Origin of the sequence: Terrabacter tumescens (assembly GCF_014646815.1) — a bacterium.
GTDB classification, from domain to species: Bacteria; Actinomycetota; Actinomycetes; order Actinomycetales; family Dermatophilaceae; genus Terrabacter; species Terrabacter tumescens.
In genome coordinates this window covers 17,981-38,486 of the sequence record NZ_BMNZ01000014.1, presented here as the reverse complement: position 1 = coordinate 38,486, position 20,506 = coordinate 17,981, and the positions used below count along the sequence as shown (strand labels likewise).

Below are 20,506 nucleotides of genomic sequence, written 5' to 3'. Positions count from 1 at the left end.
CCACCGAATACCGCCGAAGCCCTGCCGCCATCGCCCGCCTCCACAAAGCCGTGTTGCGCAGACGATCTGAGACCGCCACGTGACGGCTGGGACCAAGCGCTCACTCGAGTGGAGGGGGGGTGGGGTCAGAAGTACTCGGTGATGAAGGGCTGGCAGGCGAAGATCGCGTCGAGCGCCGCGTCGCCGTCGGGGTTGCCGCCACCGGCGAGGCCGGCCTGGCGCAGCCGCGAGACGGACCAGCCGCACCACAGCGCCGACAGCCCACGCGCGCCGACCCGCAGCGCGGCCTCCGCACACGTCGCGCCGGGCCCGCCTGCGCGTTGGCCGCCCCTCACGCCGTCTTCGTTCGAGGTGATCCCGGCGGCCACGGGGCTGGCGGCATCACCTCGAACCGGGGAGTCGGAGTCAGCGGTGCGGGTGGCTGTGCCACGCCCGCCGGACACCGACAGGGTCCAGGCGCCGGCGTTGACCGGGGCGTCCGCGTCCTCGACGACGAGGTCCGCCGAGGCCGTGGTGTGCGGCGCGAAACCGCGCTCACCGAACGCGGCCGCGAGGTCGATGACCCGGCCCATCCACGGGATCTGCGTCACCTCGGTGGCAGGCAGGCCGCCGAGCGCGAGGGTCACCGGGTCCCTGGGGTCGAGATAGGTGTGCACCGTGGGAGCGGCGGAGGAGCCCGAGCCGACGACGCCCCACAGTGCGGCGGCCGCCTCGGGCGTCGTCGCGACGAGCCCCTCGACCGTGACGGCCTGGTCGGACAGCTCGTAGACGACGTAGCCGCCGTCGACGACGTAGGCGATGAGCTCGTCCCGCTCGAGGATCCCCTTCAAGGCCTCGGTCGAGCGTGGCATCGGTCCGCTGACCCCGTGCCGGACGTGCGCGCCCCGGGACAGCTCGTGCATCAGCGCAGCGTCGTCCGGGGTCGCCGGTCGCAGGCCTCCCGGGGCCGCCGCCCCGCCCTGCCCGGCGCGAGGGGAGCCCAGGTCGCGGAGGAGGTGCGCGGCATACGTCGTCCGCGTCTGCACTCCGCCGATCTCGTAGCCCGACCGGCGGTAGAGCGTGGCCGTGGTCGGGAAGAGGCAGGAGACGACGTCGCCGAGCTCGCCCATCCGTGCGATGAGGGCGCGGGTAAGGGTCGTTGCGACCCCGCGGCCGCGCGCGCTGGGCTCGACGTAGACGCCGGCGACACCACCCATCCGGAGGTGCCGGCCGCCCCACGCCTGCTCGTACGGGCGGATGCGACCGGCGCCGACGACGGTGTCGGACTCGTCGACGACCGCGATCATGCGGCCGCCGAGCGTCTCGGCCGAGACCCGCTGCCACCATTGCTCGCCCCCGGTGCCGAGCGGCCCGAACGACCGGTTGCGGATCGACAGGACGGCGGGGAGGTCGGCGTCGACGACGTCGCGGGTGCGCAGCTCGCTCATGGCCCCGAACCTAACGACCCGGCCGACCGGGCGGCGACCGGGTTGTCGGTCAGCTGCGGTGCAGGTAGGTCAGCCGGCGCACCTTCGAGACCGACCAAGCGAGCACGGCGTAGACGACCCAGCTCACGACAGAGAGCCACGTGTAGTTGCCGGCCTTGGTCAGCACCGCCACGACGGAACCGAGCACGACGACGGTGAGGGCGGGCACGGCATACCAGATCGCGACCATCTGGGGACGCAGCACGAAGGTGGGGGAGCCGCGGAACGCAGCCAGCACGTTGCCGGCGAGGACGAGCACGAGGACCAGCCACAAGGAGAGCAGGGCGTCGGCCGGGAGCGAGCCGAGGGCCGCCGCGACGCCGACCCAGCTGCCGAGGACGATGACCGTCAGCGAGGTCGGCACGGTCACGTGCGTCACCGCCTCGGTGACCTCGGTCGTGCCGAGCAGGGACGGGGTGCCGACGTTGTCGGCCTGCAGCCGCAGGCCCTCGGCCCATGCGCCGAAGCCGAGGTAGAGCGGCAGCAGGCCGATCGTCGCCGCGATGCTCGGAGCAGCCGGCTGCGTGAAGGCCCACGTGACGACGGCGCCGCCGAGCACGGTGAGCCCGAGACCGGAGAGGAAGGCGCCGGGCGTGCGCCGCAGCCCGAGGACGTCGCGGCGCACGAGCACCACGAACGGGCTGCCGGGTCGCAACCGCGCCGAGCGGCCGTGGCGCACCGGGCGGGTCAGTGCGAGCCGCGCGGTGCGGAGGTTGCCGGTGAGGGCCGAGCCGGCCATCGTCGAGGTGTTGGCCGAGTGGGTGCGCAGGGACTCGGCGTGCAGCTCGCGCAGGGCGTCGGGCACGCGCCACAGCAGGATCAGGCTGCGGTCGGGGCCCGGCCAGGACCGCACCTGCGACCACAGCCAGAGCCGGCTCGCGAGCACGCCGAGCGCGGTCCCGATGAGCGTCGTCACGATGATCGTGACGACCCCCGCGAGGTGGGCGAACGCCAGGCCCGCGCCGACCGTGAGGCCGCTCAGCGCGCCGACGAAGAGGCCACCGACCGCGGCGTAGCGCCACCAGCGGCGCAGGGCGAGCGCGCGGTCGAGCGGCGCAGGCAGCACGAGGTCGATCCACGGCATCGGCGGCACGACGGGGCCACGGAAGCGTCCGGCGAAGACGACGGCGCCGAGCAGCGCGGCGACCGACGCGACGAGCAGCGCGATCGCCACCGGAGAGCGCAGCTGCTCACCGAGCGAGCCCGCGTCGGAGGTGCGGAAGACTGCCTGCACGATCGGCAGGCCGTAGACGAGAGCGCCGAGGAAGAGGACGTAGCCGGCATACAGCCCCTGCTGCCGGGCCTTGCGCGCGGCGTCGCCGCCGATGACCCAGTCGGCCTGGCCGAGCAGGTCGTGGTCGTCGTAGTCGACCTCGGTCGCCGTCGGGACCTGTGCCGGGACCTGTGTCGTCGGAACCTGTGCCGTCGCAGCCGGGGTCGGGTGGTCGTATGCCGTGTGGCCAGGCTGGTCGGCGGGTGCGGGCTGCGTGCGGCCCGGCTTCTTGCGCTTGCTCATGCGAGGTCTCGGCTCAGCGCGCCGGCACGACGTCGACGACGCGCGTCGCGAGGTCGGACGTCAGCTGGGGGTCGTGACAGGCCATGACGACGGTGCCACCGGATGCGGTGCGCTCGCGGATCAGGTTCGCGACGACCTGGCGCTTGGCCGTGTCGAGGCGCTGCTCCGGCTCGTCGAGGAGCACGACGCTCGCCGGGCGCGAGAAGGTCAGCGCGAGGCGGAAGAGCTGCTCCTGGCCCGACGACAGCTCGTGCGGGAACCGGTCGTCGAGGTGGGCGATGCCGAGCCGGTCGAGCAGGGCCAGGCCGCGCTCGTCGGAGCTGTTGGGGTCCCCGCCCCATGTCGAGTCGATGAGGACCAGGTGGTCGATCAGCGTCAGGTCGCGGTAGGTCGTCGGGGCGCCGAGCAGGGCTGCGACGGCGGCGCGCACGGCCCGGTCGCGCTCGTCGGCCTCACGCCCGCCGATGGTCGCGGTGCCGGTGCTCGGCGCAAGGAGCCCGCCGATGATGCGCAGCAGCGTTGTCTTGCCCGAGCCGTTGGGGCCGCGCAGGACGATGCACTCGCCGGGGTCGGCGCTGACATCGGTGGGCAGCAGCAGGGTCGTCTCGTCGATGGTCTTGCCGACGCCCTCCGCCCGGACCTCGCCGGCCAGCACTGCGACCACACCCATCTGAACCATCCCTTCGACGAACCTGAGGAGGCCACCGTATGCCGCGTGGCTCCGAGCGCGCTGACCGCAGGACGCTGCCCATTCGACGTTTCAAAGGGCCCACCCGATGTTTCGAAGTGCCCACTCGCGGGGGGATCACGTCGAGTGGGCACTTCGCAACAGGTGCGCCTGGTGGTCAGCCCTGCTTGCCGACCGGAGGTCCCACGAGGAGGGCCACCCCGGTCAGGGCGAGCACTGCGACGATCCCGACGCCGACGGCCATCATGGGACGGGCGAGCAGCGTGGCCACGACCCGCTCCGCCGGGTTGGCAGGAGCCTCGCCGTCGCGGCCGAGGCGCCAGTCGCCGTCGAGGCGGCCGAGGCGCCAGTCGCCGTCGAGGCGTCCGCGGCGCTCGAGACGTCGCTCCCACCAGACGGTGAGGAACGGCGGGACCGCGCTGAGCAGCCCGAGCACGCCCTCGCGCACGGTCCAGCGCTGGTTGACCCAGAGCAGCACCGTGACGAGGCAGAAGGCGATGAACACGACGCCGTGGGCGAGGCCGAAGACCCGGACCCCGAGGTCGGTCGTCTTCGTGACGTACTTGAGCACCATCCCGAGCAGCAGCAGGGCCCACGTCACCACCTCGGCGAGCGCGATGCGGCGGTAGAGGGTGCGAGGGGTCATGCGGGCGTCTCCTACGTCGTGTCGTACTCGAGCGCCCAGTCTCACCCACACCTGGAGAATTCGCCGAATCGGGTCACTCACCCCGCCGGGCGAGGGTCAGGGCGAAGTCGCCGGCGTCATCGGTCCACGTGCGCTCGACGGCGAAGCCGGCCGCGGCCAGCTCGTCCCGCAGGCCCTCGGGACGGAACTTCGTCGAGATCTCGACCCGGATCTCCTCGCCGTGGGCCAGCTCGAACGTCAGGTCGGCCCCGGGCACCGTGACTCGCTGGGGCATGTCGGCCCGCAGCCGTAGGTCCATGCGCTCCTGGCGCGGGTCCCAGAAGGGGACGTAGGAGAAGGCGTCGATGTCGAAGTCGGCGCCCAGCTCGCGGTTGAGCACGCGGAGGCAGTTGGTGACGAACTGCGCCGTGACGCCGCGGCTGTCGTCGTAGGCCGCGATGAGCCGGTCGGAGCTCTTGACGAGGTCGGTGCCGAGGAGGAACCAGTCACCGGGCTCGAGGCTGTCGTGCAGCGCCCCGAGGAACGCCGCCCGCTCCTCGACGTAGAAGTTGCCGATGGTGCCGCCGAGGAAGGCGACCAGGCGCCGGCCGCCGCGGGGCAGGTGGCCGAGGTGGAGCGTGAAGTCTCCGACGAGGGCCTCGACGCGCACGGTCGGGTAGCGCTCCGACAGCATCGCCGCCGCGTCGCGCAGGGTCTGCTCGGACACGTCGACGGGAACGAACCGCTCGAGGCTGCCGTCGGCGGCGAAGGCGTCGAGCAGGGTGCGCGTCTTGTCGCTCGTGCCGCTGCCGAGCTCGACGACGGTCGTGGCGTCGCACGCCGCGACGATGTCGGCGGCGTGGTCGCGCAGGATCGCCCGCTCGCACTCGGTGGGGTAGTACTCCGGCAGCCGCGTGATCTCGTCGAAGAGGTCGGAGCCGACGTCGTCGTAGAGCCACTTCGGCGGGAGGGTGCGCGGCTGCGAGCCGAGCCCACGGCGGACGTCGTCGACGAGGGCCCCGGAGGCCCAGTCGGGGTCGAGAGCGACGGTGACGACAGGCTCACGAGCGGTCATCGGCGAGCGCCTCCATCGGCGAGACGGACCCCCGAGAGGGCCCAGCGGGATCCGGGCGGGAAGAAGTTGCGGTAGCTGGCGCGGGCGTGGCCGGGCGGGGTCAGGGCGCACCCGCCCCGCAGGACCATCTGGCCCGACATGAACTTGCCGTTGTACTCGCCAATGGCCCCGGCCGGCGGGTGGTAGCCGGGGTAGGCGAGGTAGGCCGAGCTCGTCCACTCCCAGCAGTCGCCGTAGACCTGGCGCAGGTGACCCGTCGGCGGGCCGGCCGCCCGAGGGTGGAAGGACTCGGTGTCGGCGAGGTTGCCCCGCACGGCCGCGGTCTCGACCTGACCGTCGGCGACCACCCCGTGCTCCCACTCGCCCTCGGTGGGCAGGCGCTTGCCGGCCCAGGTGGCGTAGGCGTCGGCCTCGTAGTGGCTGACGTGGCTGACGGGCAGGCCGGGGTCGACCGGACGGGTGCCACTCAGGGTGTGCTCGAACCAGACGCCGTCGACCTCGCGCCAGTAGAACGGCGCCCGCCACCCCTCGGCCCGCACCCGGGCCCATCCGTCGGAGAGCCACAGCTCGTGGCGGTCGTAGCCGCGGTCGGCCATGAACTCGAGCCATTCGCCGTTGGTGACGAGGCGGTCGGCGAGGCGGTAGGGCTCGAGCCACTGCTGGTGCAGGGGCAGCTCGTTGTCGAAGCCGAAGCCGCCGCCCCGGTGGCCGACCTCGACGAGCCCGCCCTCGACGTCGACCCAGCCCAACGGGTCGGGAGCGGACGGCGTGAGGGGGGTGCCGGCATACGCAGGCTGTAGGGGGTTGACCGACAGGACGTGCTTGATGTCCATGAGCAGCAGCTCCTGGTGCTGCTGCTCGTGGTGGAAGCCGAGCTCGATGGTCGAGGCGAGCTTCTCGAGCGAGCCGCCGTCGAGGGTGGTCACGAGGTCGCGCATGCGGGCGTCGACGTCGGCGCGGTAGAGGCCGACGTCGTGGGCGCCCGGGCGGGTGATGAAGCCGCGCTCGGCGCGGGCGTAGCGCGGGCCGACGCCCTCGTAGTAGCTGTTGAAGAGGAACCAGTACTGGTCCTGGTAGGGCCTGAACGACGGCTCGTGGTCGGCGAGCACGAAGGTCTCGAAGAACCACGTCACGTGCGCGCGGTGCCACTTCGTCGGGGACACGTCGGGCATCGACTGGACGGTCTGGTCCTCGGGTGAGAGCGGGGCGGCGAGGGTCTCGGTGTGGGAGCGCACCTCGTCGTAGCGGGCGACGAGGGTGTCGGCGTCCCACTGGTGCTGCGGGGTCGAATCGGGCATGGTGTCCTCCTCCGTCCGGCCGCCGTACGGGTCGCTCGACGGGCCGTTCATCGACCCTAGGCACACCCACCGACAGCCGCCCGTCGGAACCGCGCGCCGTAAGGAGCTGTTCACCCCTTCGTCCCCGGGCGACGGCCTTCGGTCCGCGTTCCCGGCGTCGGTCGTGGCCGTTAGGGTTTCGGGCATGGCCACCGCCCTGTACCGCCGCTACCGGCCCGAGAGCTTCGCCGACGTGATCGGCCAGGAGCACGTGACGGAGCCGCTCATGCAGGCGCTGCGCACGGGTCGGGTCAACCACGCCTACCTCTTCAGCGGCCCGCGTGGCTGCGGCAAGACGACGAGCGCGCGCATCCTCGCGCGCTGTCTCAACTGTGAGCAGGGCCCGACGCCGATCCCGTGCGGCACGTGCGAGTCGTGCGTGGCGCTCGCCCGCGGGGGGTCCGGCTCGGTCGACGTCATCGAGATCGACGCGGCCAGCCACGGTGGCGTCGACGACGCTCGTGACCTGCGCGAGCGGGCCTCCTACGGCCCGGCTCAGAGCCGCTTCAAGATCTACATCATCGACGAGGCGCACATGGTGACGCCGCAGGGCTTCAACGCCCTGCTCAAGATCGTCGAGGAGCCGCCGGAGCACGTGAAGTTCGTCTTCGCGACGACCGAGCCCGAGAAGGTCATCGGCACGATCCGCTCGCGCACGCACCACTACCCGTTCCGCCTCGTGCCGCCGGCCAAGCTCACGAGCTACATGGAGCGCCTCCTCGAGTCCGAGCACGTCGCGACGCACCCGGGTGTCCTCAGCTTCGTCACACGCGCGGGCGGCGGCTCGGTGCGTGACTCGCTCTCGGTGCTCGACCAGCTCATCGCCGGCTCGGGTCCCGAGGGCCTGACCTACGACGGCGCGGTGTCGCTGCTCGGCTTCACCGACGGCGAGCTGCTCGACAGCACCGTCGACGCGCTCGCGGCGGGCGACGGAGCCGCCACGTTCCGCCAGATCGACAAGGTCATCGAGTCGGGGCACGACCCGCGCCGGTTCGTCGAGGATCTCCTCGAGCGCCTGCGCGACCTCATCATCGTCGCCGCGATCCCCGAGGGCGCCGGGCAGGTGCTGCGTGGTGTCCCCGAGGACCAGCTCGAGCGCATGCGGGTCCAGCAGGCCGGGTTCGGCCCGGGCGCCCTCTCGCGCGCGGCCGACATCGTCAACACGGGCCTGACCGAGATGACGGGCGCCACCGCGCCGCGCCTGCAGCTCGAGCTGATCTGCGCGCGCATCCTCCTGCCGGCCGCCTCGGGCGAGCAGGGGTATGCCGCCCGCCTCGACCGTCTCGAGCGTCGCCTCGACGTCGGGGGCGTCCCGACCGCCGCCCGCGGTGACGCGCCTGCCGCTCCGCCCACTTCTGCTGCCGCTCCGGCCGCGACCGCTCCGGCCGCGACCGCGCCGCCGCGCACGGTCTCGGACTACACGCCGCCGTCGAGCGGCGGCGGGGGTGCGTCGCACGCCGCCGGTGGCATGGGTGGCGGCGGACGCAGCGCCGGCATCGAGAGCACGGTCGGTTCGTCGCCGTCGGCGCGCCAGACCGGTCCGACCAGTCCGTCGAACGCGGGTCCCGACGACGCCGGACGCGTCGACGCAGTCCGCGCCGAGGTCGGCGCGCCGCCGGTCATGACGCCGTCCGAGTCGGTCGGTGGCCCGTCGGCCACCGCCGAGTCGCACGGCGAGCGCCAGCACCTGTCGGGCGCCTCGGAGCAGGGTGGTTCCGGCACGGCGCCGGCAGCGGCCCCCTCCCCAGCTGCGGGGCCCTCGGGTGACGCGTCGCAGGGCGGCCCCTCCGGCGGCATGGACACCGACGCGATCCGTCGCGCCTGGCCCAACGTGCTCGGCCGCATCTTCACCATGCGCCGCATCACGTGGACCTTCGTCTCGCAGAACGCCCAGGTCACTGCCTTCGACGGCAAGAAGCTGACCCTCGGCATCGCCACGGCCGGCCTCACCCAGACCTTCCGGGCCGGCAACCACGCCGACATCGTGCGCCAGGCCCTCATCGACGAGCTCGGCGTCGACGCCATCGTCGACGGCGTCCACGTCGACACCGTCTCGCAGCAGGCGCCGGTGTCGCCGCCCCCGGGTGCCGCCCCGGTCGGCGAGCCCGACCCGCCGAGCAAGGGCGAGTCGGTCGCCGCGTCCGGCGGCAGCCAGCGCGGTCCCGTCGGCCAGGACGGTCCCAGCGGCCAGGACGGTCCCAGCGGCCAGCACGGTCCCAGCGGTCAGGGCGGTCCCGGCGGTCAGGGCGCCGCCCTGCAGGGCGACCCCGGCGCGAGTCGCCCGTCGTGGGGTGATGCCGGCGCGGGGCATGAGTCCGCCGGCCCCGGAGGCAGCGCCACCGGGTCCGGCGGTGCGGGTGCAGGCAGTGGCGGTGCGGCATCGCCGGCCGCCGGTTCGCGGGGTGCGACGGCGCTCGCCGATGCCGGCCTGAGCCCGGTCGCGGGTCGCTCACTCCAGGACAACGCCGGCTGGGGCTCGGCGACCGGCCCGGCCCCCGACTGGGCCACGGGTCCGACGTCCGGCGCTGCGGCTGCCGCTCCCGCGGGGGCGCAGTCCGCGGTGCAGCCCGGGTCACCGTCCGGGGCGGCTGCCAGCGGTGGCGATGTGCCCACGGACTCCGCGGTCCGCGGAGCCAGTGCCGTACGCCAGTCCTTCGCGCAGGCCCGGTCGCGTGCCGGTGGCTCACGCCCCAGCGACGACGACCAGCCGCGCCAGCCCGTCACCGACGACTCGGCCGTCAGCGCCGACGACGAGGACATCGAGCAGTCCGGCGACGTCGGCCGCTCCGTCATCGAGAAGGTCCTCGGCGGCCGCGTCGTCCAGGAGCTCGAGAACTGACCTCGTCCGGCCTGACCGTCGGGGCCGGCGGTCGGGTGTGACGACGGGGCCACTCGGCGTGGGATGGGTGTGACGACGGGGCCACTCGACCGGGTGGGGGCGGTTGGTCCTGGCTGCCCTCAGGTGACCGCCGGACTGCTCCGCGAGATCCGAACCGGTCGCCAGTTCCTCGACAGCGCAGGGGTGTTCGGCGGTAGCGTCGGACCGTGACCTTCGAGGTTGCGGCCGACGCGTACGACCGGTTCATGGGGCGCTACTCGGGGCCGCTCGCAGTGCGGTTCGCCGACTGGTCCGGAGTTGCCGGACCGGGTCGGGCGCTCGACGTCGGCTGCGGGACCGGCGCCCTGACCCGTGTCCTCATCGAGCGGCTCGGGGTCGACGGCGTCTCGGCGGTAGACCCGTCGCAGCCGCTCCTGGCCTCCCTGCGGCACTCGTTCCCGACCCTCGACGTGCAGACGGCCCCGGCCGAGCAGCTGCCCTACCCCGACGACCTCTTCGACCACACGCTCGCGCAGCTCGTCGTCAGCTTCATGACCGACCCGGCGCCGGGGCTGCGCGAGATGGGTCGGGTCACGCGCCCGGGGGGCACGGTGTCGGCTTGCGTGTGGGACCTCGCGGGGGGCGGCGCCCCGCTCGCCGCCTTCTGGCGCGCCGCGCGAGACCTCGACCCCGAGGTCGACGACGAGTCCGGCATGCCCGGCACCCGGGAGGGCGAGCTGGCCCGGCTGTGCGACGAGGCCGGCCTCAACCAGATCGAGGACACCGCCCTCACGGTCACCGTGCGCCACCCGAGCTTCGAGGACTGGTGGGAGCCCTACACCTTCGGGGTCGGTCCGGCCGGCGCCTACGTCAGGAGCCTCGACGAGGTCGGCCGGATGCGGCTGCGCGAGCACTGCCGCGAGCTGCTGCCCGAGCCGCCCTTCTACGTCATGGCCACCGCGTGGGCGGTCCGCGCCCGCCCGTGACGGTCCGGCCGCACCCGAGCCGGGCACACGGCATACCAAAGGGTGGTCACCGAGCGGCTGCGACGGACGCCGCACCCCGGGCGCCCGGCCCGCGGCCCTAGGCTGTGGCCCATGTTCTACAGCCTCGGGCGCAACCTCCTGTACCCGCTGTCCCATGCGCTGTACAGGCCCACGATCGAGGGCAAGGAGAACATCCCGCGCGAGGGCGGCGTCATCGTCGCGAGCAACCACCGGTCGTTCATCGACTCCTTCGCCATCCCGCTCGCCTCGCCGCGGCAGGTGCGCTTCCTCGCCAAGGAGGAGTACTGGACCGGCACGGGCGTCGGCGGCTTCCTGCGCAAGGGCTTCTTCAGCGCCGTCGGGATGGTGCCGGTCAACCGGCACTCGGCCACCGCGGCGCAGGAGAGCCTCGACACCGCGCTCGAGGTGCTCCGCGCGGGCGACGCGTTCGGCATCTACCCGGAGGGCACGCGCTCGCGCGACGGTCGCCTCTATCGCGGGCGCACGGGCGTGGCGTGGCTCGCGCTCACGGCCCAGGTGCCGATCGTGCCGGTCGGGCTCATCGGCACCGAGGACATCCAGCCCGTCGGGGCGCGTTTCCCGCGGCTCGCGAAGGTCACGGTGCGCTTCGGCGAGCCGATCGGGGTCGAGGAGTACGCCGGTATGCCGGCCGGTAAGGCGCGTCGCCTGCTGACCGACCGGGTCATGGCGGCGATCGCCGAGCTGAGCGGCCAGGAGCGGGTCGACGCGTACAACGAGGTGCCGGGCGGCGAGCCCTCCGCCTGACGCGTTGCAGATGCGACCCTGTCGCATCTAGCGTGGGCCCGTGACCCTGACGTCCTCGCGCCCGCGCACGAGCCCGCCGCTGCTCCAGCGGCTCTCCCGCGACGACCGGCGCAGCCTGCTCGGGATGGGCGGCTTCGTCCTGCTGCTGCACGTCGTCGGGTGGGGACTGCTCGTCGGGGTCGTCGCGCCGCAGGAGTACCGCGTCGCCGGCCAGCTCTTCGGCGTGGGGCTCGGCGTCACGGCCTACACCCTCGGCATGCGGCACGCCTTCGACGCCGACCACATCGCCGCCATCGACAACACGACCCGCAAGCTGATGGGCGAGGGGAAGCGGCCGCTCAGCGTCGGCTTCTGGTTCAGCCTCGGCCACTCGTCGGTCGTCTTCGTCATGGTCATGCTCGTCGCGCTGGGCATCCGCGCCCTGGCCGGCGCCCTCCAGGACGGCGACTCGACGCTCCAGCACGTCACGAGCCTGTGGGGCACGTCCGTGTCGGGCGTCTTCCTCGTGCTCATCGGGCTGCTCAACCTCGCCGCCCTCGTCGGCATCCTGCGCGTGGCCCGGCGGATGCGCGGCGGCCACCTCGACGAGGCCGAGCTCGAGCGGCAGCTCGAGCGGCGAGGCTTCCTGACCCGGATCCTCGGGCGCGTGACGCGCACCGTGTCCCAGCCGTGGCACATGTATCCCGTCGGCGTCCTCTTCGGCTTCGGCTTCGACACGGTCACTGAGGTGGGCCTGCTCGTCGTCGCCGGAGGCGCCGCCGCCGCCAACCTGCCCTGGTATGCCGTCCTCACCCTCCCCGTGCTCTTCGCTGCGGGCATGTCGCTGCTCGACACCGCCGACGGCGCGTTCATGAACGTCGCCTACGGGTGGGCCTTCAGCCGGCCGGTGCGCAAGGTCTACTACAACGCCACCGTCACGGCCCTGTCGGTCGCGGTCGCGCTCGGCATCGGCGGCATCGAACTCGTGTCGGTGCTCACCGATCGGCTCGGGGTCACGAGCGGTCCGCTGGCGTGGGTCGGCGGCATCGACCTCGGCAACGTCGGCTTCTGGGTCGTCGGGCTCTTCGTCGTCACCTGGCTCGTCGCGGTCGCCGTGTGGCGCTTCGGCCACATCGAGGAGCGGTGGTCGGCCGCCCTCGCCGACGGCAGCTGACCCGCGCGCGGGGTCTTCCCCTCCGGTGCCGGACCGGGCCCTCGACACGTCCGCCGCGGCGGAGTCGTGGTCTGGTTTCGGGGGTGCCGGACCGCAACACGTCCGCCGGGGCGGGGTTGTGGTCGGGGATCCTGGGCCGCAGTCGGGGCCGCCGGGAGGAACGACAACCCTCCTGGCCACGCTGGGCCGGAGCGGCGGTCCGCGGGACGGCTTTGGCAGGCTTAGGGTTGCGGTGTGTACGAAGGCGCGGTCCAGGACCTGATCGACGAGCTCGGACGACTTCCCGGGGTCGGGCCCAAGAGCGCCCAGCGCATCGCCTTCCACCTGCTGCAGGCCGACTCCGAGGACGTCACGCGCCTCGTCACGGCACTGACCGAGGTCAAGGCCCGCGTCCGCTTCTGCGAGGAGTGCGGCAACGTGGCCGAGGCCGAGAAGTGCCGCATCTGCGCCGACCCGCGCCGCGACCACACGGCCATCTGCGTCGTCGAGGAGCCCAAGGACGTCGTCGCCATCGAGCGCACGCGCGAGTTCCGCGGCAAGTACCACGTGCTCGGCGGTGCGATCAGCCCCATCGACGGCATCGGCCCCGACGACCTGCGGGTCCGCGAGCTCATGACGCGCCTCGCCTCCGGGGAGGTGCAGGAGGTCATCATCGCTACCGACCCCAACCTCGAGGGCGAGGCCACCGCGACCTACCTGAGCCGGTTGCTGCGCGACGTCGGCCTCACCGTGACGCGCCTGGCGTCGGGCCTGCCCGTCGGCGGTGACCTCGAGTACGCCGACGAGGTCACGCTCGGCCGGGCCTTCGAGGGCCGCCGCCGCGTCGACGCCTGACCCGCACCACCGAGGGCGTATGCCGTCCCGCTCCTCCCACACCCCTCTCTCCTCGAGTGGCCCCGTCGTCACAGTCGAGTGAGCGCTGCGTCCCGCAGTGCGAGGGCGCCGTCCCGTCGAGTGGCCCTGTCGTCGCAGTCGAGTGAGCGCTGGGTCCCGCAGTGCGAGGTCGCCGTCCAGTCGAGTGGCCCCGCCGTCACAGTCGAGTGAGCGCTGCGTCCCACGCCTCCATGGTGCGGAGCGCTCGCTCGACGAGGGGAGGGGCCGTCGCTGGGGGCTGGTGGGGCGGAGGGCTCACTCGACGGGAGGATTGGGCCGGATCGTTGGGGCTGGTGGGGCGGGGTGGCCACTCCACGGGGAGGTGGGCCAGCCCGTTGGGGCTGGTGGGGCGGGGTGGCCACTCGACGGGGGAGGCGGGGCCGTCGTCTGGGGCTGGTGGGGCAGGGCGCTCACTCGACGGGAGATGTGGGCCAGGTCGTTGGGGCTGGTGGGGCGGCGTGGCCACTCGACCAGGTGCGATGGGTCGTTGCCGGCGCGACCGGGCCACACGGCATACGGCATGCTGGGACCCATGACCGACCATCCGGTGACTGAGGGCCAGCCGAGCCAGGCGAACGAGATCGACGACCTGTCGGGCCTGGCCGACCTGACCGCCGCAGAGGCGAGCGCGTTCCTCACGTCGGTGACAGAGGTCGCCTCGGGCAGCTCGCCCGACACGGCCCTGCCGCTGCTGACCCTGGCGCTCTCGCAGGTGCTCGTCGCCGGCGCGCGGCTCGGCGCGATCGAGGACGTCGTGCCCGAGGAGCGCTTCGAGCCCGACGCGGCCGACGACGACGCCGACCCGCTCCGCACCGGTCTCGCCAACGTCTTCGCGGGGATCGACGACTACGTCTACGTCATCGACCCGATCACCTCCTCGGAGCGGGCCGACGGGTCGATCACCAACGACCTCGTCGACGTGGCGGTGTCGCTCAGCCACGGGCTCAAGCACTACGCGACCGGGCGCAAGCTCGAGGCGCTGTGGTGGTGGCAGTTCGGCTACCTGTCCCACTGGGGCGACCGCGGGATGATGGCGCTGCGCTCGCTGCACTCGATCCTCGCCCACCTGCGTCTCGACGCCGACGACGAGACCGTCGGCGAGGCGGAGTTCGACGCGCTGCACCCGTAGTCCGCGCGAGAACGTGCGGCGCGAGGGGTGACGAACCGTACATCTCACCATCGCGACGTCCCGGTTGACGTGGGGCGCGCGAGCCTAGACTCGGTGCTGACGCAGACCCCTCGAGGAGATCCGGAGCCAGTGTGAGCATCGTCGTCCAGAAGTACGGCGGTTCGTCCGTGTCCGACGCCGAGGCCATCAAGCGCGTGGCCCGGCGCATCGTCGAGACGCAGCGGGCCGGTCACTCCGTGTGCGTCGTCGTCTCGGCGATGGGTGACACGACGGACGAGCTGATGGACCTCGCCGAGCAGGTGACGCCGGCGCCGCCGGCCCGCGAGCTCGACATGCTCCTGACCTCGGGTGAGCGCATCTCGATGGCTCTCGTCGCGATGGCGATCGCGCAGCTCGGTGCCGAGGCGCGGTCGTTCACCGGCAGCCAGGCCGGCGTCATCACCGACGACGCGCACGGCGCCGCCCGCATCATCGACGTCACGCCCGGTCGCATCCAGAGCGCCCTCGACGCCGGCCACATCGCGATCGTCGCCGGCTTCCAGGGCGTCAGCCAGACGACGAAGGACATCACGACCCTCGGCCGCGGCGGCTCCGACACGACCGCCGTCGCCCTCGCCGCGGCGCTCGAGGCCGACGTCTGCGAGATCTACACCGACGTCGACGGCGTCTTCACCGCCGACCCGCGCATCCTGCCGAGCGCCCGCAAGCTCGACGTCCTGTCGATGGAGGAGATGCTCGACCTCGCCGCCAACGGCAGCAAGATCCTGCATCTGCGCTGCGTCGAGTACGCCCGCCGCTACGGCATCCCCATCCACGTGCGCTCGTCGTGGTCGCAGAAGGCCGGCACCTGGATCAAGGACAACCCCTACGAAGGAGAAGGCGCTGTGGAAGCTCCGATCATCGCCGGCATCGCCCACGACCGCAGCGAGGCCAAGATCACCATCGTCGGGGTGCCCGACCGGGTCGGCGTCGCGGCGAAGATCTTCGGGGCCATCGCGGAGTCCGGCATCAACATCGACATGATCGTGCAGAACGTGTCCGCTGCCGAGACCGCCAAGACCGACATCTCCTTCACCCTCCCGCAGGCCGACGGCGCCCGGGGCATGCAGGTGCTCCAGTCGATCAAGCACGAGGTCGCCTACGAGGACCTCCGCCTCGACGACAAGATCGGCAAGATCGCGCTCGTCGGCGCCGGCATGAAGAGCCACCCGGGTGTCTCGGCGAAGTTCTTCGGCGCCCTCGCCGAGGCCGGCATCAACATCGAGATGATCTCGACCTCCGAGATCCGCGTCTCGGCGGTGACGCGCGCCGAGCAGCTCGACGACGCCGTCCGCGCCGTGCATACCGCTTTCGGTCTCGACTCGGCGGACGAGGCGATCGTCTACGGCGGCACCGGGCGCTGATCGCCCCGCAGCGCCTCCGACGGCGCTAGTTTCGGGAGGCATGAGACTCCTGACGCGATCCGTCCTGCTCGCCGCCACCACCACCGCGCTCGTGGCCGCGGCCACGAGTGCGTATGCCGTGTCGCCCGGTTCGCCGGGACGTGACGCCCCCGCGAGGGCCGAGGTGGCGGCATACGGCTGGTCGGTGACGCCGACGGGGACGACCGAGCGCTTCCGCGGGCTCGCACCGGTGTCGCGCGACGTCGCGTGGGTCAGCGGCACCAACGGCACGGTGCTGCGCACGACCGACGGCGGCCGGACCTGGAGCGACGTCAGCCCCGAGGGACTGGGCACCGACGCGCTGCAGTTCCGCGACATCGAGGCGTTCGACGCCCGTCACGCCGTCGTGCTCTCGATCGGCGAGGGCACGGAGTCGCGCATCCTCGTCACCGACGACGGTGGCGCGAGCTGGACCGAGTCGTTCCGCAACACCGACCCGGCCGCGTTCTACGACTGCATGGCGTTCAGCTCGCCGCGCCGGGGCCTCGCGATGAGCGACCCGGTCGACGGCAGGTTCCGCCTCGTCGAGACCTCGGACGGCGGCCGCTCGTGGTCGATCGTCGACCCCTCCGGCATGCCGGAGGCCCAGGCCGGCGAGTTCGCCTTCGCGGCGTCCGGCACGTGCCTGTCGTCCGGCGTCGGCGGCCGCTCCTACCTCGTGAGCGGCGGGGTCGACCCGGCTCGCGTCTTCACCTCGACCGACCACGGGCGCACGTGGACCGTTGCCGACAGCCCGGTGGCCGGAGGCGCTTCGGCGGGCATCTTCTCGGTGAGCTTCCGCGACGCCCGCCGTGGCGTCATCGTCGGCGGGGACTTCGCGGCCCCGACCGGGGCCGTCGACAACGCGGCCTGGACCGACGACGGCGGCGCGACGTGGACCAAGTCGACGACCAACCCGTCCGGCTACCGCTCCGGCTCGGCCTGGGTCCCGCGCACGGCCCGCACCGTGCTGGCCGTCGGACCGTCCGGCTCGGACGTGTCGACCGACGGCGGCGGTTCGTGGTCGACGTTCGACACGGGCAGCTTCGACTCGGTCGAGTGCACCGCCGACGGCGCGTGCTGGGCCTCGGGCGAACAGGGCCGGGTCGGGGTCCTCACCCGCTGACCGCCTGGGAACTTCGGGTCGAGTGCTCATTTCTCGACGGGTGGGTCTGTCGGGAAGTGGGCACTCGACGAGAAGTTGGGGTCGAGTGCTCAGTTCCGTACGGAGGGGACGGCCGTGGCGACGAGCTCGGCGAGCTCGTCGGACGTCGGGCCGGGGTCCGGCTGCGGTCGCCAGCCGGTGCGGTAGACGGCGCGGGCTCGCTCCTCGACCGTGCCGAGCACGGAGGGGAGGGCCTCCATCGACGCGTAGGGGCCGATCGCCTCGCCGATGGACGGGTCCTGCGACGCCGCGTTCATGATGAGGTCGGACGGCAGGTGCCCCGCGAGGTCGATGTCGTCGCCGGCCCAGCGCCGCGCCTGGGCGTGGTCCATCGCGATGTGGTCCTCGACCCACGGCCGCATGCGCGCCTCGTCGTACGCGTCGAGCTCGTCCCCGACGGCCTCGACGTCGGAGCCGTGCTCGTCCACGAGACGCAGCAGCTGGGCCACCTGGGTCAGCGAGGTCGCGATGCCCCGGCCGAAGATCGGGGTCGTCGTGCAGACCGAGTCGCCGACGAAGACGAGGCCGGGCAGGGCGAGACCACCGGAGGGGCCGCGCTGGCCGCGGTAGACGTTGAGGAGCGGACCGCCGGGCAGCACATCGGTCAGGGGCTCGGCCACGCCGTCGGCGGTCCACGCGGCGAGCCCCGGGATGGCGGCGCTCGCGGCCTCGAACGCGCCGGTGTGCCGCAGGCCGACGAGGTCGCGGTTCGCGGTCGAGCGGATGATGAGGGCGGAGAAGATGCCCCTCTCGTGCAGGAACACGAGGACCATGAAGCCGACGTAGTTGCCCTGCCAGGCGATGGCGTTGGTCATCGGCGGGACGGGGACGCCGGGCCGCAGCCGGTAGGTGCGGTCGACGTAGGCGATGCCGCACTCGCCGCCGACCCCGGGGCCGCGCAGGTGGCGGTTGACCCGGCCCGACCGCCCGGAGGCGTCGACGACGAGGTCGGCGTCGAAGTCCGAGCCGTCGACGCTGATGCCCTGCGCGCGGCCGCGGCTCGTCGTGGTGCCGTCGACGTGGCCGGTGCGCACCTCGAGGCCCGGCTGCTCGAGGGCCGCCGACCGTACGGCTCGCTCGAAGGTCTCGCGGCGCGAGCGGATGCCGGCGGTCACGGTGCGACCGTCGGGCAGCGCGAGCTCGATCGCCTCGCAGCCGAGGCCCACCCAGGCGTCCCAGGCCGCGGGCGCCTCGGCGCGGAGCACCTCGCCGACCTGGGCCCGGAAGGCGTGGGCGTGGTGGAACTGCATGACGCCGCGGCGCGGCCAACGGCTGCCGTCCGGAGGGGGACCGGGGTCGCGGTCGACCGTGACGACATGGTGTCCGCGACGCGCGAGACCCATCCCCGTGACGAGGCCCGTGGGACCTCCTCCGATGACGGCGACCTTCACGACCACCACCCCCTCCGCTTCCACAGTGGGAGCGGTCGTGCTGCGCGTCAAGCGATTTCGGCGCTCTCCGGTCGCTACCGCACCATCTACGGCATATGCCCCTCGTCGCTCACAGGTTCGTCGCAGCAGGGCGTGGGTATGGTCGAAGTCGAAGCAGCAACCACCTACTCGGGGCGTTAGGTGAATGACGTGACCCCTCACGAATCACATCTCCAGAACGACGGATCGGTCTTCCCGCCGGTCACACCGGACCCGCCGCCGCCACCCGGCCAGGCGGAGATCAAGGTGCCCGACATCGTGCCGGTGTCGACGCCCGACGGCCCGGACAGATCGAGCGACACCCGCGAGACGCAGACCGCCACGAGCGAGACCGCGGGCGTGCGGGAGCAGAACCCCGAGACCGACTGACGGCTCGTGCCGTCGGGCGAATGTTCGCGTCCGACGGCGATCGGGGTATCTCCTCCGTGTGAGACTGCGTCGGAGCGTCATCGACAAGCCCGGGATCCGTCGACTGCGGCGGGGCAGGGGCTTCGCGTACGTCGACGGCGACGGCCACGCGGTCGACGCGGAGACGAAGGAGCGCATCAAGGCGCTCGTCATCCCGCCGGCCTGGCAGGACGTCTGGATCAGCCCGCACCCGAACGGCCACATCCAGGCCGTGGGCACAGATGACGCGGGCCGTCGCCAGTACCGCTACCACGACAAGTGGCACGAGGCGCGGGGGCGCGAGAAGCACGACCGCGTGATCGTGCTGGCCCGCAAGTTGCCGGCCGCTCGCAAGCAGATCGCCGCGGACCTGCGCACCAACGGCCTCACGAAGAAGCGCGTCACGGCGGCCGGGCTCCGCATGCTCGACGCCGGCCTCTTCCGCAGCGGTGGTGAGGAGTACGAGGCCGAGCACGGCTCGCACGGCGTGGCGACGCTGCTGCGGTCACACGTCACCGTCAGCGGGGAGGACGTCACCTTCGAGTTCCCCGCCAAGTCCGGCGTGACGAGGGAGGCGGTGATGACCGATCCGCTGCTGTCCCGGATCGTCCTGTCGCTCAAGCGGAGCGGCTACCGCGGCGACCGTCTGCTGGCCTATCGCGACACGAACGGCTGGCACGAGCTGCGCTCCAGCGACCTCAACGTCGCCTTCAAGGAGCTCGTCGGCGAGGAGTACACCGTCAAGGACCTCCGCACGTGGGCCGCGACCGTTACGGCGGCCGTGGCACTGGCGCGCACGGGGCCGGCTGGGTCGGAGCGCGAGCTCAAGCGGGCCGAGAAGGACGCGATGAAGGTCGTGTCCGAGCACCTGGGCAACACCCCGGCCGTGGCCCGCAGCTCCTACGTCGACCCGCGCGTCCTCGACGAGTACGCCGTCGGCCGCACCATCGCGCGCAGCCTCTCGCGCCTGACCAAGGCCGACCGCAGCCGCCTCGAGCTCGGCGACCTCGTGCAGGTCCGCGACCGTGACGCCCTCGAGCGGGCGGTCATGCGGCTCGTCAAGGGCGCCGCCTGAGCGACTCCGTCCCAGACGTGCGTATGCCGTCGAGTTCCCAACGCGTGGAAGGGGATCCGACGGCATACGCCCACGTTTCAGGCGGTCAGAGGTCGACGACCTCGTTGTCGCCCTCCATGCGCTGACCGGTCACCTTCGCCTTGACGAAGTTGGCGATCTGCGTGACCTTGGCGCCGGGGGAGTCCCAGTACTCGGCCGAGTCCGCGCTCACCTTGATGATGATGTTGTTCGGGTTCTCGGGGCCGCCCTCGAGCCAGGCGCCGGTGAAGCTGTTCCACAGGTCGGCCAGCTTGGCGGGGTCGTCGACGATCGTCGCCGTGCCGGAGAGGGACACCCACGAGCTCTGCGAGCTGTAGGCGACGTTGACCCTGGCGGGGGACTGGGCCGCGATGTCGCGGGCCTTGTGGCTGTCACGCTCGGAGATGAAGAGGACGTCGCCGTCGAATTCGACCTCCTGCGTCGCCATCGGGTGGCTGACGAGCGCACCGTTCGAGTCCGCGTGCGTCAGCATCGCGATCCGGATGTCCTTGATCAGTTCGGCGACCTTCTGGGTGCCGTCGTGCTCGCTCATCGCGT

18 protein-coding genes are annotated in these 20,506 nt (G+C 72.6%); 10 read left to right on the top strand and 8 right to left on the bottom strand.

The window, feature by feature from the left end:
• Positions 1–125 precede the first annotated feature (125 nt).
• From IEY30_RS21335 to egtB, 6 genes are all read right to left on the bottom strand, one after another.
• Entirely contained in the window at positions 126–1,427 is a 1,302-nt protein-coding gene (locus IEY30_RS21335; RefSeq protein ID WP_030203694.1) for a GNAT family N-acetyltransferase, read from the bottom strand.
• A 49-nt stretch (positions 1,428–1,476) separates the two neighbouring features.
• The gene (locus IEY30_RS21330; RefSeq protein ID WP_081920693.1) at positions 1,477–2,982 is read right to left on the bottom strand and encodes a hypothetical protein; all 1,506 of its coding nucleotides are present in this window, start codon (positions 2,980–2,982) and stop codon (positions 1,477–1,479) included.
• A 13-nt stretch (positions 2,983–2,995) separates the two neighbouring features.
• Entirely contained in the window at positions 2,996–3,652 is a 657-nt protein-coding gene (locus IEY30_RS21325; protein WP_030203698.1) for an ABC transporter ATP-binding protein, read from the bottom strand.
• 175 nt (positions 3,653–3,827) lie between these two features.
• Positions 3,828–4,316, bottom strand: a complete 489-nt coding sequence (locus tag IEY30_RS21320) for a DUF3817 domain-containing protein (protein ID WP_030203700.1) — start codon at positions 4,314–4,316, stop codon at positions 3,828–3,830.
• A gap of 73 nt (positions 4,317–4,389) precedes the next feature.
• Complete coding sequence (gene egtD, locus IEY30_RS21315) at positions 4,390–5,370, bottom strand: L-histidine N(alpha)-methyltransferase (RefSeq protein ID WP_030203704.1); 981 nt, start codon at positions 5,368–5,370, stop codon at positions 4,390–4,392.
• Positions 5,367–6,668 (bottom strand): ergothioneine biosynthesis protein EgtB, encoded by a 1,302-nt coding sequence (gene egtB, locus IEY30_RS21310; protein WP_030203706.1) that lies wholly within the window; start codon positions 6,666–6,668, stop codon positions 5,367–5,369. Before egtB ends, egtD begins: the two co-directional genes overlap by 4 nt.
• 184 nt (positions 6,669–6,852) lie before the next feature.
• Between egtB and IEY30_RS21305 the strand changes: the two genes are divergently transcribed.
• The 8 genes from IEY30_RS21305 (at position 6,853) to IEY30_RS21270 (ending at position 16,999) form a co-directional block, all read left to right on the top strand.
• Positions 6,853–9,546: a DNA polymerase III subunit gamma and tau gene (locus tag IEY30_RS21305; protein WP_030203707.1), complete on the top strand. Its 2,694-nt coding sequence runs from the start codon at positions 6,853–6,855 to the stop codon at positions 9,544–9,546.
• Between the two features lie 206 nt (positions 9,547–9,752).
• The gene (locus tag IEY30_RS21300) at positions 9,753–10,511 is read left to right on the top strand and encodes a class I SAM-dependent methyltransferase (protein WP_030203710.1); all 759 of its coding nucleotides are present in this window, start codon (positions 9,753–9,755) and stop codon (positions 10,509–10,511) included.
• A 111-nt stretch (positions 10,512–10,622) separates the two neighbouring features.
• Positions 10,623–11,297, top strand: coding sequence for a lysophospholipid acyltransferase family protein (locus IEY30_RS21295; protein ID WP_030203711.1), 675 nt, complete (start codon positions 10,623–10,625; stop codon positions 11,295–11,297).
• A gap of 40 nt (positions 11,298–11,337) precedes the next feature.
• A complete protein-coding gene (nicT, locus tag IEY30_RS21290) occupies positions 11,338–12,450 on the top strand; it encodes a Nickel transporter NicT (protein WP_229675138.1) in 1,113 nt (370 codons plus the stop codon).
• A gap of 234 nt (positions 12,451–12,684) precedes the next feature.
• Positions 12,685–13,284 carry a recombination mediator RecR gene (gene recR / locus IEY30_RS21285; RefSeq protein ID WP_030203716.1) on the top strand — a complete coding sequence of 200 codons (600 nt, stop codon included), beginning with the start codon at positions 12,685–12,687 and terminating at the stop codon, positions 13,282–13,284.
• 571 nt (positions 13,285–13,855) lie between these two features.
• Positions 13,856–14,452: a DUF5063 domain-containing protein gene (locus tag IEY30_RS21280; protein ID WP_030203723.1), complete on the top strand. Its 597-nt coding sequence runs from the start codon at positions 13,856–13,858 to the stop codon at positions 14,450–14,452.
• Positions 14,453–14,583: 131 nt separating this feature from the next.
• The gene (locus tag IEY30_RS21275) at positions 14,584–15,855 is read left to right on the top strand and encodes an aspartate kinase (protein WP_030203725.1); all 1,272 of its coding nucleotides are present in this window, start codon (positions 14,584–14,586) and stop codon (positions 15,853–15,855) included.
• A gap of 40 nt (positions 15,856–15,895) precedes the next feature.
• Positions 15,896–16,999, top strand: a complete 1,104-nt coding sequence (locus IEY30_RS21270; protein ID WP_030203729.1) for a WD40/YVTN/BNR-like repeat-containing protein — start codon at positions 15,896–15,898, stop codon at positions 16,997–16,999.
• A gap of 89 nt (positions 17,000–17,088) precedes the next feature.
• On the opposite strand, the gene IEY30_RS21265 is transcribed toward IEY30_RS21270, so the two are convergent.
• Positions 17,089–18,429: an FAD-dependent oxidoreductase gene (locus IEY30_RS21265; protein WP_030203731.1), complete on the bottom strand. Its 1,341-nt coding sequence runs from the start codon at positions 18,427–18,429 to the stop codon at positions 17,089–17,091.
• A gap of 189 nt (positions 18,430–18,618) precedes the next feature.
• On the opposite strand from IEY30_RS21265, the gene IEY30_RS21260 reads away from it, so the two are divergent.
• Together IEY30_RS21260 and IEY30_RS21255 are read left to right on the top strand one after the other, a co-directional pair.
• The gene (locus IEY30_RS21260; protein ID WP_030203735.1) at positions 18,619–18,837 is read left to right on the top strand and encodes a hypothetical protein; all 219 of its coding nucleotides are present in this window, start codon (positions 18,619–18,621) and stop codon (positions 18,835–18,837) included.
• Between the two features lie 58 nt (positions 18,838–18,895).
• On the top strand, positions 18,896–19,930 hold the full coding sequence (locus tag IEY30_RS21255; protein WP_030203742.1) for a DNA topoisomerase IB: 1,035 nt from the start codon (positions 18,896–18,898) through the stop codon (positions 19,928–19,930).
• Positions 19,931–20,015: 85 nt separating this feature from the next.
• Here IEY30_RS21255 and IEY30_RS21250 read toward each other — a convergent pair whose 3' ends face one another.
• Positions 20,016–20,501, bottom strand: coding sequence for a pyridoxamine 5'-phosphate oxidase family protein (locus IEY30_RS21250; protein ID WP_030203745.1), 486 nt, complete (start codon positions 20,499–20,501; stop codon positions 20,016–20,018).
• Positions 20,502–20,506 lie beyond the last annotated feature (5 nt).